Below are 17,003 nucleotides of genomic sequence, written 5' to 3'. Positions count from 1 at the left end.
CTCCTTCTACGCACTACCAACAATTAAAAAGGTATAACTATTCGGCCTGCGCCACCCAATTTTCGATGGCCGCGCCGGCCCGCTGCACATCCTGGAAGGAATTGTAGAGCGGCACCGGGGCCAGCCGGATTACGTTCGGCTCGCGCCAGTCGGCAATGATGCCCTGCTGGGCCAGATGCTCAAACAGCGCCCGCCCGTTGCGGTGCACCAGCACCGACAGCTGACAGCCGCGGGCCGCGGGGTCGGCGGGCGTGATGATTTCGAGCATGGTGGCGGGCAGGTTCAGGCCCCGCAGCAATGCTTCGAGGTAGCCCGTGAGCTGCTCGCTCTTGCGGCGCAGCGCCGCCATGCCGCCGGCCTCATCTACCAGAGCCAGGGCCGCGCGGTGAATGGCCATCGGGAAAATCTGGGCGTTGGAGAGCTGCCAGCCGGCCGCGCCGGGCATGGGCCGAAAGCCCTTTTTCATCTGGAAGCGCTCCGAGGGGTCGTGGCCCCACCAGCCGGCCAGGCGCGGCAGGTCGGGGCGGTTGGCAAACCGCTCATGCACGTACACGCCCGAGGTGCCGCCAGGGCCGGAGTTGAGGTATTTGTAGGTGCACCAGCAGGCAAAATCCACGTCCCAGTCGTGCAGGTGCAGCTCCAGGTTGCCGGCCGCGTGGGCCAGGTCGAAGCCCACGGTGGCCCCCACGGCATGCCCGGCCTTGGTGATGGCAGCCATATCGAAAGCCTGCCCGGTGTAATAATTGACCCCGCCCAGGATGATGGTAGCCAGCGAGGCCCCCAGCTCCCGGATTTTGGCCTCAATGTCTTCGGTGCGCAGCGTGTGCTCGCCGGGCCGGGGCACCAGCTCCACAATAGCCTCCTCAGGGGCGAGGCCGTGCAAACGCACCTGGCTTTCCAGCGCGTACTGGTCGGAGGGAAACGCGCCGCCTTCCATCAGCACCTTGTAGCGCGTGACGGTGGGGCGGTAGAACGAAATCAACAGCAGGTGCAGGTTGGTGGTCAGGTTGTTCATCACCACCACTTCCAGGGGCCGGGCTCCTACCAGCCGGGCCGTGGCGGCGGCCAGAGTTTCGTGGTAGTGCATCCACATGGAGGGCTCGTGGAAATGGCCCTCCACGCCCAGCCGCTCCCAGGCCGCAAACTCCTGCTCGACGGCCGCCCGCGCCGCCTTGGGCAGCAGCCCCAGCGAGTTGCCGCACAGATACACGCTCGGCTGCCCATCGGGGCCGGGCGGCAGATGGAACCGCTCGCGGAAGTGGCGCAGGGGGTCCTGAGCATCGAGGGTGGCGGCGGATGCGGGGGTGGGCTGGGAGGCGGTCATCGGGGCAAAGATAGGCAGATGCCGGAGCCGGGCCGGCGACAGGATTTTGGTGCGGGCACCACTATAGTCCGCTCATGCATGGTGCGCCACCGGATTCACGAACCGCTCGGCGCTTAATCCCAGCCAATCCAGGGCGTTTTGCCCCAGCATTCGGGCCTTCATCTCTTCCGGATAAGGCATGGCGGCAATCAGCTTGCCCGGCTCCAACTCGCCCAGCGGAAACGGGTAGTCGGAGCCCAGCGTGATTTTATCCGCGCCCAATGTTTTCACCAAGTAATCTAGCATCATGGGGTCGTGCACCAGCGAATCGACCCAGAAGCGGCCCAGGTACTCGCGCGGATTCACGTTGTTGTCGATGGCGCATAAGTCGGGGCGCACCTGGAAGCCGTGCTCGATGCGGCCGATGGTGCTGGCGAAGGAGCCGCCACCGTGGGCCACGGCCACGCGCAGCTTCGGCAGGCGCTCCAGCACGCCCCCGAAGATGAGAGAGCACAGGGCCAGCGTGCTTTCGGCGGGCATCCCCACCAGCCAGGGCAGCCAGTATTTGGGCATTTTCTGCTGGGCCATCATATCCCAGGGGTGCACGAACACGCACGCGCCCAGCGCCTCGGCCGCCGCAAACACCTCAAACAGCTCGGGCGCATCCAGATTCCAGTCGTTCACGTGGGAGCCGATCTGCACGCCGGCCAGCCCGATTTTCATGCAGCGCTCCAGCTCCCGGATGGCCAGATCGGGAGCCTGCAGCGGAATGGTGCCCAGGCCCACGAAGCGGGTGGGGTAGCGCTGCACCACGCCGGCAATGTGGTCGTTGAGCAGCTGGCTCAGGTCCAGCGCATCGTGTGGCTTGGCCCAGTAGCTGAACATGACGGGCACCGTGCTGAGCACCTGCACATCAATGCCGAACTGGTCGTACTCACGCATCCGCACCTGCGGGTCCCAGCAATTGTCCTGAATCTCGCGAAAGAACTTGTCGTCCTGCATCATGCGGGCGCAGCAGGGCTTGTGATGCTCCAGCCGGATGAAGCCGCCGTAGCCGTACCGCTCGCGCAGATCGGGCCAGCGCTCAGGCAGAATGTGGGTGTGAATATCGATGTTGAGCACTCTGGGTGGGGTTGGGCGGGCAGTTAAGCGGAGTTGGATGGGCTAATAGCCGCTAAGCCGGCTGCACCGGAGCAGGTGCTTCCATGTAGGTGCCGCAGTTTTTGCAGGTGCGCAGCTCGTCGTTTTGCCAGAAGGCGTTCATAATGGGGGGCAGCTGCTGCACGATATCGGTGATTTCGGCAAACTGCTCGTGAAGCTTGTGGCCGCAGTTTTCGCAGTACCACTGGAAGCCATCCAGCTCGCCGGCGGTGCGGTAGCGCTCCAGCACCAGCCCCACCGTGCCGGCCGGGCGGCGCGGCGAGTGCGGCACACCAGCCGGCAGCAGAAACATTTCGCCGGCCCGGATGGGAATATCTACCGGCTTGCCATCCTCAATGATCTTGACCACAATGTCGCCCTCAATCTGCAGAAACAGCTCCTCGCCTTCGTCGTAGTGGTAGTCTTTGCGGGCGTTGGGACCACCCACTACCATCACAATAAAATCCTTGTTGTCTTTGAACACCTGCTGATTACCGACCGGCGGCTTGAGCAAATGGCGGTGCTCATCAATCCACTGCTGAAAGTTGAAGGGGCGCGAAACAGACATGGGCGGTTTTTTAAAGGGCTTCGGTGGGAAAGGGCGGCCCGGATTGGTGGGCGTTGCGTGCCACGCCCACCAATCCGTCCTCTCAAATGTACTGCGCTTTCCAAAAGCAGAAAACGCCACCGGGCGCGGCCTGCGCAGCCGGCCGCTTTTTTACAACCAACTTCCGCCCCGTGCCCCCACGGCACCTTAGCGCATTTGCCTACTTTTAGGGCGTGCAACTCGACCTCACTTCCCAGCGCGCCCTCGTGGGCGGCAGTACCCAGGGCATCGGCCGCGCCGTGGCCGAAGAACTGGCCCGCCTCGGTGCCACCATCACCCTACTGGCCCGCGACGAAACCCGCCTGCGCCAGGTAGCCGCGGCGCTTCCCACGCCGCAAGGGCAGCATCACGATTTCATTGTGGCCGATTTCAGCAGCCCGGAGCAATTGGCCGAGCGGCTGCATGAGTATCTGGCTGGCCATCCGGAAGGGTTCGATATTCTGGTCAACAACACGGGCGGGCCGGCGGGCGGGCCCATACTGGCGGCGCCCGCAGAGGCTTTTCGGGCGGCGTTTGAGCAGCATCTGGTCTGCAATCATCTGCTGGTGCAGGCAGTAGCGCCGGCCATGCAGGCGCGGCGGCATGGGCGCATCATCAACATCATCAGTACCTCGGTGAAGGTGCCGCTGGCTAATCTGGGCGTGTCGAACACGATTCGGGGGGCGGTGGCCAGCTGGGCCAAAACGCTGGCCAACGAGCTGGGCGGCAGCGGCATCACGGTAAACAACGTGTTGCCGGGGGCTACCATTACGCAGCGCCATACCTCCCTGATTCAGAAGAAGGTGGAGCAGACCGGGCAGCCCGCCGAGGAAATTGAGGCGGCCATGCTGCGCCAGATTCCGGCCGGCCGCTTCGGGCAGGCCGAAGAAGTAGCGCAGGCCGTAGCCTTTCTGGCCTCAGCAGCGGCAGGCTACATAAACGGCACTAGCGTGCCCGTGGATGGCGGGCGCACGGGCAGCTTGTAGCGCGTGCCCTATTCAGCTTGCCATCAGGCACCCTGCTGCTCAGAGTATGATGCTTGGTAGCAAATTCAACCTTAATTTTGTTCGCACCTTTTTAACGCCCCTTGTATTTTGGTTAAGTTCGACACCATCTCCATTGTAATTCCGGTCTATAACGAAGCCCGCACCATCCACCAGATTCTGGATTTGCTGCGCGGGCTGAAACTGATTAATAATATTCAGAAGGAAATAATCCTGGTAAACGACTGTTCGACCGACAATTCGGCAGAAGCAATTACCGCTTACGCTAGCCGCTACCCCGAAATGGGTCTGCGGCTTCTGCATCACAGCGTGAACCAGGGCAAAGGAGCCGCGCTCCATACCGGCATCCGGGAGGCCACCGGCGACTATGTTATCATTCAGGATGCTGATCTGGAATATGATCCGGAAGAGTACAACATCCTCTTCAAGCCTATTCTGAAAGGTTTCGCTGATGTCGTATTTGGGTCCCGCTTCATGGGCGGCAACCCACACCGCATCCTGTTTTTCTGGCATAGCATCGGCAATGCGATGCTTACGTTTCTGTCGAACATGTTCACTGATCTGAACCTGACCGACATGGAAACCTGCTATAAGCTGTTCCGCCGCGACCTTATTCAGGGCCTCGTATTGGAAGAGAAGCGCTTTGGCTTTGAGCCAGAAGTGACGGCAAAAATTTCGCGGGTGCCCAATGTGCGCATTTACGAAGTAGGCATCAGCTATTACGGCCGCACCTATGCTGAAGGCAAAAAGATTGGCTGGCGCGACGGGTTCCGGGCCATTTACTGCATCGTGAAATACGGACTGTTCGGGTAGCCCCGACCAGGATTCGGCCCATCTCTCTGTTCATGCCGGCCCATTGCAGCAGGCACGCCTTGACCTTTATCTATGTTGCTCTCCAAACAATACTCCAGCCGCGGCCCCATCCTACTGGCCCTGGCTACTATGCTTGTGCTGCTGGTTTTCGCCTGGCACTTTTACATGGAGCGCTCGGCTTACTATGACTTATCCTATCATCTACTCATCTACCTGAAAGACAAATCTTTATTTGTCCAGAACCGGCGTTTTGTGGCCATCGTCACGCAATGGCCCACGCTCATGGCCATCAAAGCAGGCTGGTCGATGGATGCGGTGCTACGGCTCTATTCTGTAGTTTTCGTTCTCTACTATCTGGCTGCTTTTCTGCTCTGTGCCTATTGGCTGCGCAACGAGCAGGTAGCGCTGGTAGTGGTGCTGTTATTTGTATTGCTGGCATCACGCACCTTCTACTGGGCGCAGTCGGAGTTGCCGCAGGCCCTAACGGCACTCTTGCTGTTTTATGCCGGCATTGCGCGGCAGGCTCCCGTGCGGCTGCGGTTCAGCACGCTGGCCCTGGCGGCACTGATACCCGTGTTCATCTTCGGTCACCCGCTCTGCATTATTGCCTTCCTGTTTATCTGGAGCTACGACTGGCTACTGAACCGCCGCTATCAGGACTGGGCCTACTATGGGCTGCTGGCACTGGCGCTGGCTATGTACAAGCTGCGGGTGATGCTGATTCCGCCGGGCTCATACGAGGCCACGCACATGACCTTCACGCCCAACCTGATAAAGTATTTTCCCCACTACCTGTCGCTGGAGAGCTTCCATAATTTCTGGAAGCTGTGCGGCACGGGCTTTCTGGCGCTACCCGTGCTGCTGCTGGCACTTTCGGCGTTCTACGTGCGGCAAGGAACTTGGCTTGCGTGGCTGCGACTGGCTCTGGTGTGGGCTTTCGTGGGCGGCTACACGTTCATTGTCAATGTTTCCAATCCTGACTACACGGAGGCTACTTACCTCGAAAATCTTTATCTGCCGCTTACTCTCTTCGTAGCCATTCCCTTTGCCATGGAGCTACTGCCGGCTCTGGAACGGTCTTGGCGCGGCCGGGGCCCCGCGCTGGCCAGCAGCTTGCTGGCCGTGGTGCTTGTGGCCAGGCTCGGAGCAGTGTGGTATCAGCACGTTCCTTACACGGCTTACCAGCAGTGGCTCAAGCAGTTGATGGCGTATACGCGCCAGTTCTCAGAGCGCAAGTTCATCATGTACCCCGACAATATTGACCCGCATCGGCTGCGCGTTGGCTGGCCGTGGTGGGCTATGGCCAGCGAAACGATGATGGTTAGCGCCCGCAACAGCCCCGATTCTGCGCAAACTGTGCAAGTCGGGTGGGAAGTTGAGCGCTTAGCCGAGGCAGGAGCTAAGCCAGAGGTAGTGCTGGGTCCTTTCGAGACGTTCACCAATGCAGATCTGCCCGCCAACTACCTGCGGTTTGCCAGTACGCCTTACCGGGTGCTCAATACCCAGCCGCCCCAGGATACCGCAGCGCTACGACCCTACATTGCTGCCCACCAGCAGGTGAGCCTAGCGCTGGCAACGCCTTTGCCCGCCACGCTGCCAGCGGGGAAGCAGCACAAAGCAAGAATTCGCGTGAGCGTACCTGCTGCAGCCCAACCGCTGCATTCCGGTGTCCGGGGGCCGCACCCGACGCTGGTGCGCACGGCATTCTACCAAGACCACGACTGGCCTTCGGACACCGAGCCCACGCAGGTGGCGTTGGAGGTGGATGTATGGCAGCCCTGGACGCAAACCATTGGCATACAGCCGCCTCATAAGCCAGGCCACTACATCTGTGAAATCAGCCTGATTAGCCTGAACTATCGAGCCTGGCCCGTGCGGCTGCGCGTACCGGTAGAAGTGGTGGACTAACCCGTTGAGCCGCTATTATTTGGCCAGCGAAATTTTCAGATCATCGAGATATACGGGCTCTTTGCTGTCGGCGCGCCACAAATAGACCAGCAGTTTGCTGTCGGGCTTGGCAGTGCCAGACATGGCAATGGTTTGCTCCACGTATTGCCACTTGTTGGAAAGCTTTACGGCTTTCGGCAATTCGATTGCTTGATACACCAGGCTAGGCGCAGCCGGGTCAGTGCCTTTGATTTCTACTACCAGCTTGGCTGCCGCCTGGTCGTTGGGTAGCAGTACCCAGGCCCCTACGGTAAGTTTGGCTGGCCATTCCGGCGAGAGGCGACCCAAGGTATTGTTATAGCCCAAGCTATAGTCGTGACCGGCACTTACCATGGTGCTATACCGGCCAGAATGCGCTTTAGCTTGGTTCAGAGTTGCCAAAGCCGGCGAGTCAGCCAGCCAACCATCCAGGTTTTCAAAATCGTTGGCGGCCAGCACATTCGTGGCTGAGGCTTCCGGCGCTTCAGTAGAGCAGCCGTTCAGCAACAGGCTTGTAAGTAAGGCGAAGGCAGCCTTAGAAGTAGATTTCAACATAAGCAGGAAAAAAAGAAGGCCATAAAAAGGCTAAAAAAACAGCTAAAGGTAGCCGTTGCTATCGGTCTCCGCCATCTTCATTATCACTGCAGGGAGTTCAAATTTCTTGAATCTCTCAAGGAAGCACAGAAGTCAGGCCGCTGCCCGGCATGGTTTCGATCCGAAAATACCGCCTGAGACGGGCACAAAATATCCGAACGCCAAGTTGCACTTGACGTTCGGATATTTTGTGCCCGTCTCAAATTTCGGGACGGTAGGGATACCGGCAAGCAGATTAATCTACTCGGCTTATTTTCATATCGTCCAGATAGACGGGCTCATTGCTATCGGCGCGCCACAGATAAACTAGCAGCCGGCTGGTAACAGCAGCAGTGGCCGGCATTTCAATGGTCTGCTCAACTTGCTGCCATTCGTTGTACTTCTTCACTACCGAGCGCAGCTCCAAAGCTTTATATAGTAGGTCATCCGACTTATTCGGATCCTTGATTTCTACTACGAGACGCGCATTTGCCTGGTCGTTGGGGAGCATCACCCAAGCACTGATAGTGATTTTTTGTGGCCGTCTATCCGTGAGCTTGCCCAGCACATTGCTGAAGCCCAGGCTATAATCGAACCCAGGCCGAACGCTGGTGCTGTAGGCACCAGAGTGGGCTTTGGTTTTGGAGAGCGTGGCCAATGCCGGCAAATCGCCCGCCCAGCCATCGAGGTGGTCAAAGTCGTTTTCAGCTAAGACGTTGGCGCTTTGCGCGTCATCAGTCTTGGGAGAGCATCCGGCCAGTGACAGAGTCAGCAGAAGTGCGGCGGCGGGCAAGTGTTTAATCATGACAGAAAACAAGTAAAAAAAAGGGACTAACAAAGGTAACAGGCAATGGCTATCGGGGATTACCCCATAGCAGAATAGCTCCCGGCGACTGCCGTACATAGTCCGGCACTACGCGGTCTGGGCGGTCGGGAAACACCGCCACGCGCATTCCCTGCGCCTGCAAAGTTGCCAGCTCTGCTTCCGAGGGCCACCAAGCATAAACCGGGCGGTTGCAGTGGAACATAGCGGCTATCTCGTCGCCGTCTGGGGCATTGAAAACGACGTAGCCGGGTGGTACGTTGGCATCCAGAGTACGGTAAATGGCGGTATTGTTCAGGTAACGGGCGCGCCCTATGGAGCCGCGCATCATCGGGAAATATTCTTCCTGAAAGTGGCGATTATAGATAGCCAGGGGCCGGGCATCGAGCCAGATAAGCCCTAGTAGACCCACAATCAGCGTGGCGGGTCTTGCCTGCCCTGACCGAGCCCGCACCCAAGCGGCCGCGGCCCCGAGCGGCACGGCGGCCAGTAGCAGCAGCAGTGGGCTTATCACGTAGAGGTAAGTGAACATCTTGGTAGCCGCCAGCGTGAAAAACACAAGTGCAACCCCCACAATACTAAATATCTCCACTAGCCGGAAGCCGCGCCGTAGCACCCACACGATACCTACCACTACCAGCCCTAACATGACGCCGTAGTGCACGGGCAGCATGGTGAAGTGATAGTACCAAGGAACATCGTTGCCTTCCAGCTTCTCAAAAAAATGGCGCGTGTTATACGCCCGCTCATAAGCGCTTTCGAGTGGGAAGCGCCAAGCCGTATACAATTGCCAGGGCAGAAACACCAGAACGGCCACGCCCGCCGAAGCTGCTAGCCGGACATACTCGGCAAAGGCGCGGCGGCGCACCGGGTCGAGAAGCAAGGCTATTCCCCAGCCAGCATATACCAGCAGGCCCGTAAGCCATTTGCACAATACGGCCGCCCCGGCCAGCACGCCCACCGCTACCAGCCACGCCACTTGGCGCTGGGTGGCGGCCCGATACTCATAGTACGCCCAGATACTGGCCGTGACGTATACCAAAAAGGCTGCGTCGTTGTGGTCCATGCCAATATAGCCACTGACCAGTTCGAGCTGAAAATAAGCAAATGCTACCAGTACCGCGCCCAGGTAAGCAGTATCGCGGCTAGCGAAAAGCAGGTAGCCCAAACGATACACCGGATACAGTAACAAACTAGTAAGCAAAGCACTAGGAAGCCGCAACGCTAGCTCATTGACCCCAAACAGACTCATACTCAGGGCCATTTGCCATAAAAACAACGGCTGCTTGTGTAGCCACACCATATTGCCGCCCCACCTTTTGTAGTCGTAGGGGAGGTAGGCTCGGTCGCGTAGCAGGGGCTGGAGCGGATCCGCTATCATGTGCTTGGCGACCAAGGCATGATAGCGCTCATCCCATTCATGCAGAAAAGGATCGAGCGAGGCCATGAGCAGCCGTAGTGCGAAGGCGGCCACCATAAGCAAGCCTAAAGCTAAACCATAGCGGCCCCGGATCCAGGCCATGCCGCTACCGACGGCCAGCAGCCCCGTGACTGCCAGCAACACAAATTGAGGAGCACTCAACACCCAAGCTGTATCCATTAAAAACTATAAAAAGAAGAAGGGCCGGACAAAGTTAGCCTCGCCTGATTCGACGAAACGCTCATTTTGCCATTCTCTAAAGCATCTGAGTAGCACACTGATTTTTGTTGGGGTGCTTATTCTGCTTTTGCTCAACCTCAGAATCCAAAGCGGCAAAGGTCAACAGCAACAGCAAAAGGCGTTTTTTCAGAAACAATCATGAAAACATCCTTCGCAGCACGCGAAGGTAGGAACTTTATACATCAGGAAAACCATGCCCACGGGCAAGCTTACGACACTTTGCTAGGCGATAAGTCCTAGCATTTAGGCAGCTAGGCAGGTACAATCACTGCCAAAGCCGGGTGAACCGGCGGCTCCGGCCAATCTGAAAGCCCCATCCGGATACTTCACCTAATCAAATACCTTTGTGCTATGGATTCAGCGTACGAGACAGCCTATCATGAGTTGGAGGAGCAGCATTGGTGGTTTCGGGCCCGCCGCGATGCTGTGTTCGCGCTTATCCAGAATATGCACTTGCCCAAAGATGCCGCCATTCTGGAAGTGGGCTGTTCTGGCGGCCCGCTGCAGCAGCGGCTACGGGCCGAAGGCTACTCCAATCTGACGGGCATCGACCTGAGTGAGCCGGCCATTGCCCTGGCCCGGCAGCGGCAGATTCCGAACGTGCAGCAGATGGACGGTGCCCGGCTGAGCTTTGCCGATGCCAGCTTCGATGTGGTGGTGGCTTCGGATGTGCTGGAGCATATTGAGGACGAACAGCGGGCCTTGCTCGAATGGCGGCGGGTGCTGCGGCCCGGCGGCCGGCTGCTGGTGTTCGTGCCGGCCTTTCAGTTGCTGTGGAGCGAGCACGACGTGGTAAATCATCATTTTCGGCGCTATTCCGGCCCGCAGCTGCGCGTGGCGCTCACACGGGCAAACCTGACTGTGGAGCGGCTTTCCTACTGGAACTCCGCGCTGTTTGCGCCCGCCGCGGCCGTCCGGCTGCTCCAGCGCCTGCGCCCCACACCCAAAAGCCTTCCTTCCGGCGACCTGAAACTATTGCCCGGAGCGCTGAATGGAGCCTTGCTCACGCTGCTGCGGCTTGAAAATCGCCTGTTGCGTCATGTCAATCTTCCCGTAGGCATCAGCACCTTTGCGCTGGCCCGGAAGCCCGTCTAATTTATTCGTATGTCTGTGCGTCACCCTCACGCCCCCGATCTTTCCGTCATTATTCCCATCTACAACGAGGAAGACAACATTGCTACGCTCTACACCCGCCTAAGCGGGGTGCTGGACCCAATGCAGCTGCGCTACGAGTTCATCTTTATCAACGATGGCTCGCGCGATAAATCCCTGGCCCTGGTGCAGAACCTGGCGGCCCGCGACCCGCGGGTGCGCTACATCGATTTCAGCCGCAACTTCGGCCACCAGATTGCCGTGACGGCCGGGCTGGACCTGGCGGCGGGCGAGGCCGTGGTTATCATTGATGCCGACTTGCAGGACCCGCCGGAACTGATTCCCGCGCTGTATCAGAAGCTGAAAGAGGGCTACGAAGTAGTATACGCCAAGCGCCGCTCGCGCCAGGGCGAAAGCGCGGCCAAGAAGCTCACCGCCAAGCTATTCTACCGCCTGCTGGCCAATATCACCAGCATTTCCATCCCGGTAGATACCGGCGACTTCCGCATTATTTCGCGCAAGGTGGTGGATGCGCTGAAGCAGATGCCGGAGCAGAACAAGTTTATCCGCGGCCAGATTTCCTGGATCGGCTACCGCCAGACCTACCTGGAGTATGACCGCGCCGAGCGGGCCGGCGGCGAGACCGGCTACACCTACCGCAAGATGATCCGGCTGGCCCTGGACGGCATCACCGGCTTCTCCGATGCCCCGCTGAAAGCAGCTACCATCGGCGGCTTTCTGGTGTCGGGCGTGGCGTTTTTGGTCATGCTCTACACGCTGTATGCCCGCTTCGTCAGCCACGAGTACGAGCCCGGCTGGGCTTCGCTGATGGTCAGCATTCTGTTTCTGGGCGGCGTGCAGCTTATTGCCGTGGGCATCATCGGCGAGTACATTGCCCGGCTGAGCGCCAACGTGCGCCAGCGTCCGCTCTACATCATCTCGGACACGAACATTGCCGGGCCAACGGAGCCGGCCCCGTTGCGGCAGCCGGGCTAATGCGGCGCGTAGCATGAATCTACCCGCAATATTCCGGACCGGACAGGTGCGGCGGCCGGCCCGGTGGGTAGCGGCAGCGCTGGCGTTTTTTGGGCTGAGCTACGCCCTGCTCTCGCTCTACAACCACTACGCTTTCCGTACTTACGCTTACGACCTGGGCATTTTCAACCAGGCCCTTTGGGATTACGCCCATTGGCGGTGGAGTGCCAGCTCCATCATGCGCTACAATAACCTGCTCGGCGACCACCTGATGCTGGCCCAGCTGCTGTGGTCGCCGCTATACTGGGTGCTGGGCTCCTATAGTCTGCTGGTGGTCCAGATCGGGGCGGTGCTGCTGGGCGGCTACGGAGCCTACCGGGTGCACCAGCTGCGGAGCGGCGGAGCCCAAACGGGAGCGGCGCTGGCGCTGCTGGTGCAGTTTCTGAGCATCTGGGGCATTTTTTCGGCTCTGGCATTCGATTATCACGACAATGTAGTGGCAGCTATGCTGCTGCCGTGGCTGTTCTACTTCTTCGAGCAAAACCGCCGCGTGCCTACCATGCTGCTCTTTGGCGGGCTGCTGCTTACCAAGGAAGGCGTGGCGCTCTGGCTGGTATTTGTGGCCCTGGGCCTGGCCGTGCTGCACCGCCACCAGCGTCCGCGCGTGCTACTGGCCCTGGGGCTGGCGGGCCTGGCGGCCGTCTACTTTCTGGTAGCCGTGCGCTTCGTGATTCCGGTGCTGAGCGAAGGGCGGGCGTTTTACCACCAGCGCAACTACGTGGCCCTGGGCAGCACGCCGGGCGAGCTGCTGCGCCACCTCACGCAGCCCGCGTATCTGGCCCGGCTGCTGTTTGCCAACCACCTGGCCAACGAGCCCATCGGCGACTACGTGAAGCTGGAGCTGCACCTGATGGTGCTGCTTGCGGGAGGCTACGCGCTGCTGCGCCGCCCGGCTTATCTGCTCATGCTGCTGCCGATTTATGCGCAAAAGCTGTTTTCGGCGCAATTCGTACACTGGGGGCTGAACGCGCAGTATTCCATCGAGTTTGTGCCCATTCTGAACCTGGCGCTGGGCCACTGGCTGCTGCAAGCCGCGCCGCCGCGGGCCGCCCGGCTGGGGGCGCTGGCAGCCCTTGTTACTTTGGCAGCCACGCTGGTTTCGATGGAGGTGCGGGTTTCGGAGTGGTATGATAAGAGCGCGGCCCAGTTCTACATGCCCCGCCACTACCGCCGCGGATTTGATGTTGCGGCGGTGCACCGGGGCTTGCAATTAATTCCGGCCGACGTGCCGGTCAGTGCTTCATCGCCGCTGGTGCCGCACCTGGCTTTTCGACCGTTCATCTACCTCTTCCCCGACGCTACCGACGCGGACTACCTGGCCGTGCTGCGCGACGACAACCCGTATCCCTTCCCTAGCAACGATGCCCTGGAGCAGCGCCTGACCGACTACCAACGCTCGGGCCAGTGGCAGGTAGTACACGACCAGCGGCCGCTGCTTATTCTGCGGCGCACCGGCCCGGCCCGGCCGCCGCAGCGGCGCTATTTCCCCCAGCGCATCACCGATTTACCTGATTCGCTGCGCTATAAATAAGTATTCGGTCAATGCGGCGCGGGGGTAGGTTGGTGCAGCAGCACGTAGCCGTCTACCTCCCGCTCCTGGTAGCCGCGCCCGCGCAGCAGCTCGCGCAACAGTGTGTGCACCGGCTGATTGCGGTAGTCGGGATGCACCAGGAAGGCCGCGGGTTGATACCGGCGCAGAAACGCGCTGACCTGCGCGGCGGTGGGCACGGCCACTAGGGCAGAGTCGGGAAAGGTCTGGCGCTGGAGCAGCGCGTGCATCACCGGATCCTGATCGAACTGATGGAAAGTAGCCTGGGGGATGCGCGAAATGTAGGCTCCCGGTATTTTTTTGTGGTGAATGGTCTGGTACAGAAGCTCGTCGGAGTTCATCACGCCCTTAGTCTGGTAGCCATCGAGCAGGCCGAAGGGAATGGGAAACAGCACGTCGCCCGGCAGTTGCGCCACCTCGCGGTAGGCCCGCGGAATGGCTGTGGAGTCCATCAGCGGCGCGGGCGCGGGCTGAAACTCAATCAGCACAAGGCCCAGCAGCGCCCCCGAAAACGCCCAGCGCCCGGCCGGCTGCAGCCGCGCCCGCAGCCAGGGGTCGAGCCGCGCGAAAAGAACCAGCGGCAATAGCAGGGCCACGTAGGAAACGTGGCGGGTAGGGCAGCGGATGTTGTTCAGAAAAGGCAGATAATGCACCAGACCGGTAGGCAGCCGCAGAATTTCCTTACCAAAAACCCGTACCGCCGGCAGCGTCAGCATAAAAAACAGCAGCAGCAACCACGGCAGCGGCGCCCAGTCCGAGGGTTGGTTTTCCGCCAGCCCGGCCTTGGGCCGGCGCAGCAGCAGCGTCAATAGCAGCAGTAGCGGTAGGCAATAGCCCAGAAACATCACATTTTCGACCGAGCCGGGCATGTTGAAAATCGGGCTATTCTGCAGCAGCCGCTCGGTGAAGGCCGTGCTCAGCCAGCGGCTAGTAGTGGGCGGCAGTAGGTAGCCGGCCAGGTCGCCGCCCCACCAGAACCCAGCATTGTCGGGCACGCCGCTGAGGCCCAGCAGCCGGGAGCCAATGTGGCAGACGACCAGCGTGAGGACCAGAATCAGCCACGGCCGGGGCCGCCGCCAGTTGATTTGGCCCAGCCCACACCAGTAATACAGCGCGTAGCCCAGCGAAAAATACAGCAGCCCGAACAGCGTGTAGTAGTCGCTGAGCAGCGTGACGAAGCCCAGGGCCGCGCACACCGCCACCTGACTCCAGCGCCGCACCCGCAGCCCCAGCCGGCCGGTTTCAAACTGAAACGCTTCCAGAAAAGCCCACGCGTAGAATGGCACCGCGGCCGTGAGCAGCAGGTGGTAGTGCTCGGGCAGATGGGCCAGCTTGTAGGGCGAAAAAGCGAAAACCACGCCCGCCAGCAGGCACAGCACCGGGTTGGCCACCCAGCGCCCGCACAGCCGGTACGCTCCCACCCCCGACAGCACGAAGCTCAGCAGCAGCGCAACATTGACGGCCAGAATCGGCTGGTTCAGCACCGAGTTCAGCAGCCCGATAATGGGCGTATAGGTATGCATAATCAGCGACGAGCCCTGCGGATAAAGCAGCAGATCGGTGAAAAACGGATTCTTTCCCGCGGCCAGCGCCTGCCGGAAATTGTAGGCATTCCACACATACTGGTTGGCATCGTGGCCGGCGAAGCCCAGAAAGCCGGTGGTGAAATGCGCGGCCAGCGGCCAGCTGAACACCCCGAAGAGCAGCGTGTAGATCAGCAGCGGCAGCAGCCAGCGGGAAAAACCTGATTTCATGGAATAGAGAGAAATTGGGTGGGCCGAAATAGCCACCAGCCAGCATTCAGGCGGGCAAATTCGCTAGTTTTGGCCGGATTCCTTTCGTCTATGCCCGCACCTTTGCCTTCCCGCGCCCGTCCTTTTTCCTTAGCTGCCCTGTGGCGCTGGTGGTGGCTGCCGCTGCTGCCGGCGGCCGGGGCCGGTCTGCTGTGGCGGCTGGGGGCCGCCCCGCTGCAGGTTTGGGATGAAGCCCGGCTGGCCGTGAATGCGGCCGAAATGCTACGCTCCGGCAACTGGCTGGTGGCGCACTACGCTGGCCAGCCCGACCTTTGGAACACGAAGCCGCCGCTGCTCATCTGGCTGCAGGCCCTGAGCATTTCGCTGCTGGGCTACTCCGAATGGGCCGTGCGGTTGCCCACGGCCCTGGCCGCGCTGGCGCTGGTGGCGCTGGTGGCAGCCTTTGCCCGGCGCTGGCTGGGTGGCCCACTGGCCGGGCTGCTGGCGGGCCTGGCCCTGCTCAGCAGCAAGGGCTTCATCACGCACCACGTGGCCCGCACTGCTGACTACGAAACGCTGCTGCTGCTTTTTCTCACGGCGCAGCTGCTGGCCGCCTTTGCCTGGCTCCAGACCCGGCAGCGCCGCTATCTGCTGCTGGCCGGCGCGGCCGTGGCGCTGGCGGTGCTCACCAAAAGCGTGGCCGGCCTGTTTTTCCTGCCCGGCATTCTACTCGAAATTACCCGGCGCGGGCGGCTGTCGGCGCTGCTCCGCCAGCCGGCCACGTGGCTGGCTGCCGTGCTGGCGCTGGCCCCGCCCGCGCTCTGGTATTGGCTGCGCGAGCAGGCCGCGCCCGGCTACCTGCAGGCGGTGTGGCAAAACGAGCTGGGCGGCCGCATGCTCAGCGGCCTCGAAGACCACGCCGCGCCCTGGTACTGGTACCTGACCCCGTTCGTAAGTCAGCAATTCCTGCTCTGGACTCCGTGGGTGCTCCTGTCTGGCTGGCTGCTGCTGCGCCGCCCGGTGCGGCGGCCGGTCCATCGCTTCTTCACGCTGGCGGCCACCACGGGCGGCGTTTTTCTGCTGATTATTAGTAGCTCGACCACGAAGCTGGCTTGGTATAGCGCCCCGCTATTCCCGCTGCTGGCGCTGGTTTTGGGAGCGGGGCTGGCGGTGTGGCTGCGGCAATGCTGGCTGATGATGCTGCGGCGGGTGGCGGCCGGCCGGCCGCTGGTGTGGGGGCTGAAGCCGGGCCTGGCCGTGGCGCTGCTGGTGGGCGCGGCCTTTATTCCGTCCTTCGTGGCCTTGCACCTGCGGCTAGGCAAAGAATACCGGCGGCGCTACGATGTGGCCGCCTTTAACTACGGGCCCTACCTACGCTGGCAGGCCCGGCAGCCCGGCGCCCCTACTAGTTATGTAGTGGCCCACGCCAGCACCGACCCGCCCATCAGCAGCTACAATGCCCCGCTGGAATTTTACGCCCTGACCGCCCGCCAGTCGCGCCACGACACCGTGCAGGTGCTTTACCCGGAGATGCAAGGCCTTGCGCCGGGCCAGCTGGTGGTAGTGTGCGGCGCGGCAGCTCACCAGGCCCTGCGCAAATACTACCGCGTGCAACCCGTGCAAGCGCAGGATTCCTGCGCGACGCTGCGCGTGGAGGCCGTGCTACCCCAGCCGCCGGCCCCACCGGCTGCCAAACCTGCTGGCTGGTAGGTCACCTGGCGCGCCGTAGCGGCTTTTCGTAGCTTTGTTTTCGCCCCAAGCCAGCT

The 17,003-nt window shown here is 60.9% G+C and carries 14 protein-coding genes; 7 read left to right on the top strand and 7 right to left on the bottom strand.

Annotated features, from left to right (window positions below):
• Positions 1-37: 37 nt before the first annotated feature.
• The 3 genes from kynU to BUB62_RS12470 all read right to left on the bottom strand — a co-directional run bounded on the left by kynU (position 38) and on the right by BUB62_RS12470 (position 3,011).
• Positions 38-1,324, bottom strand: a complete 1,287-nt coding sequence (kynU, locus tag BUB62_RS12480) for a kynureninase (RefSeq protein WP_073110550.1) — start codon at positions 1,322-1,324, stop codon at positions 38-40.
• A 72-nt stretch (positions 1,325-1,396) separates the two neighbouring features.
• Positions 1,397-2,425 (bottom strand): amidohydrolase family protein, encoded by a 1,029-nt coding sequence (locus BUB62_RS12475; RefSeq protein WP_073110549.1) that lies wholly within the window; start codon positions 2,423-2,425, stop codon positions 1,397-1,399.
• A gap of 52 nt (positions 2,426-2,477) precedes the next feature.
• Positions 2,478-3,011: a 3-hydroxyanthranilate 3,4-dioxygenase gene (locus tag BUB62_RS12470; RefSeq protein ID WP_073110547.1), complete on the bottom strand. Its 534-nt coding sequence runs from the start codon at positions 3,009-3,011 to the stop codon at positions 2,478-2,480.
• Between the two features lie 212 nt (positions 3,012-3,223).
• On the opposite strand from BUB62_RS12470, the gene BUB62_RS12465 reads away from it, so the two are divergent.
• The 3 genes from BUB62_RS12465 (at position 3,224) to BUB62_RS12455 (ending at position 6,754) form a co-directional block, all read left to right on the top strand.
• Positions 3,224-4,015: an SDR family oxidoreductase gene (locus tag BUB62_RS12465; RefSeq protein ID WP_073110546.1), complete on the top strand. Its 792-nt coding sequence runs from the start codon at positions 3,224-3,226 to the stop codon at positions 4,013-4,015.
• A 108-nt stretch (positions 4,016-4,123) separates the two neighbouring features.
• Positions 4,124-4,846, top strand: coding sequence for a glycosyltransferase family 2 protein (locus tag BUB62_RS12460; RefSeq protein WP_073110545.1), 723 nt, complete (start codon positions 4,124-4,126; stop codon positions 4,844-4,846).
• Between the two features lie 72 nt (positions 4,847-4,918).
• Entirely contained in the window at positions 4,919-6,754 is a 1,836-nt protein-coding gene (locus BUB62_RS12455) for a hypothetical protein (protein ID WP_073110544.1), read from the top strand.
• A 15-nt stretch (positions 6,755-6,769) separates the two neighbouring features.
• Here the strand turns inward: BUB62_RS12455 and BUB62_RS12450 are convergent, their stop codons facing one another.
• From BUB62_RS12450 to BUB62_RS12440, 3 genes are all read right to left on the bottom strand, one after another.
• Positions 6,770-7,231, bottom strand: a complete 462-nt coding sequence (locus BUB62_RS12450) for a carbohydrate binding domain-containing protein (protein ID WP_159437460.1) — start codon at positions 7,229-7,231, stop codon at positions 6,770-6,772.
• 370 nt (positions 7,232-7,601) lie between these two features.
• Complete coding sequence (locus BUB62_RS12445; RefSeq protein ID WP_073110541.1) at positions 7,602-8,150, bottom strand: carbohydrate binding domain-containing protein; 549 nt, start codon at positions 8,148-8,150, stop codon at positions 7,602-7,604.
• A gap of 49 nt (positions 8,151-8,199) precedes the next feature.
• Positions 8,200-9,750: an ArnT family glycosyltransferase gene (locus BUB62_RS12440; RefSeq protein ID WP_159437459.1), complete on the bottom strand. Its 1,551-nt coding sequence runs from the start codon at positions 9,748-9,750 to the stop codon at positions 8,200-8,202.
• A 429-nt stretch (positions 9,751-10,179) separates the two neighbouring features.
• Here BUB62_RS12440 and BUB62_RS12435 point away from each other — a divergent pair, with 429 nt between their 5' ends.
• From BUB62_RS12435 to BUB62_RS12425, 3 genes are read left to right on the top strand one after another with little or no spacing between them, the layout of a single operon-like run.
• Positions 10,180-10,923: a class I SAM-dependent methyltransferase gene (locus BUB62_RS12435; RefSeq protein WP_073110539.1), complete on the top strand. Its 744-nt coding sequence runs from the start codon at positions 10,180-10,182 to the stop codon at positions 10,921-10,923.
• Between the two features lie 9 nt (positions 10,924-10,932).
• Positions 10,933-11,916, top strand: coding sequence for a glycosyltransferase family 2 protein (locus BUB62_RS12430; RefSeq protein WP_073110538.1), 984 nt, complete (start codon positions 10,933-10,935; stop codon positions 11,914-11,916).
• Positions 11,917-11,929: 13 nt separating this feature from the next.
• Complete coding sequence (locus BUB62_RS12425; RefSeq protein ID WP_084539041.1) at positions 11,930-13,486, top strand: DUF2079 domain-containing protein; 1,557 nt, start codon at positions 11,930-11,932, stop codon at positions 13,484-13,486.
• A gap of 8 nt (positions 13,487-13,494) precedes the next feature.
• Here the strand turns inward: BUB62_RS12425 and BUB62_RS12420 are convergent, their stop codons facing one another.
• On the bottom strand, positions 13,495-15,258 hold the full coding sequence (locus BUB62_RS12420) for a DUF6311 domain-containing protein (protein WP_073110535.1): 1,764 nt from the start codon (positions 15,256-15,258) through the stop codon (positions 13,495-13,497).
• 90 nt (positions 15,259-15,348) lie between these two features.
• Between BUB62_RS12420 and BUB62_RS12415 the strand changes: the two genes are divergently transcribed.
• A complete protein-coding gene (locus BUB62_RS12415; RefSeq protein WP_084539040.1) occupies positions 15,349-16,947 on the top strand; it encodes an ArnT family glycosyltransferase in 1,599 nt (532 codons plus the stop codon).
• Positions 16,948-17,003: the final 56 nt, after the last annotated feature.

This window comes from Hymenobacter daecheongensis DSM 21074, from assembly GCF_900141805.1.
GTDB classification, from domain to species: domain Bacteria; phylum Bacteroidota; class Bacteroidia; order Cytophagales; family Hymenobacteraceae; genus Hymenobacter; species Hymenobacter daecheongensis.
The sequence above is the reverse complement of the archived record's forward strand: the minus strand, read 5'-3'. Positions and strand labels throughout refer to the sequence as shown.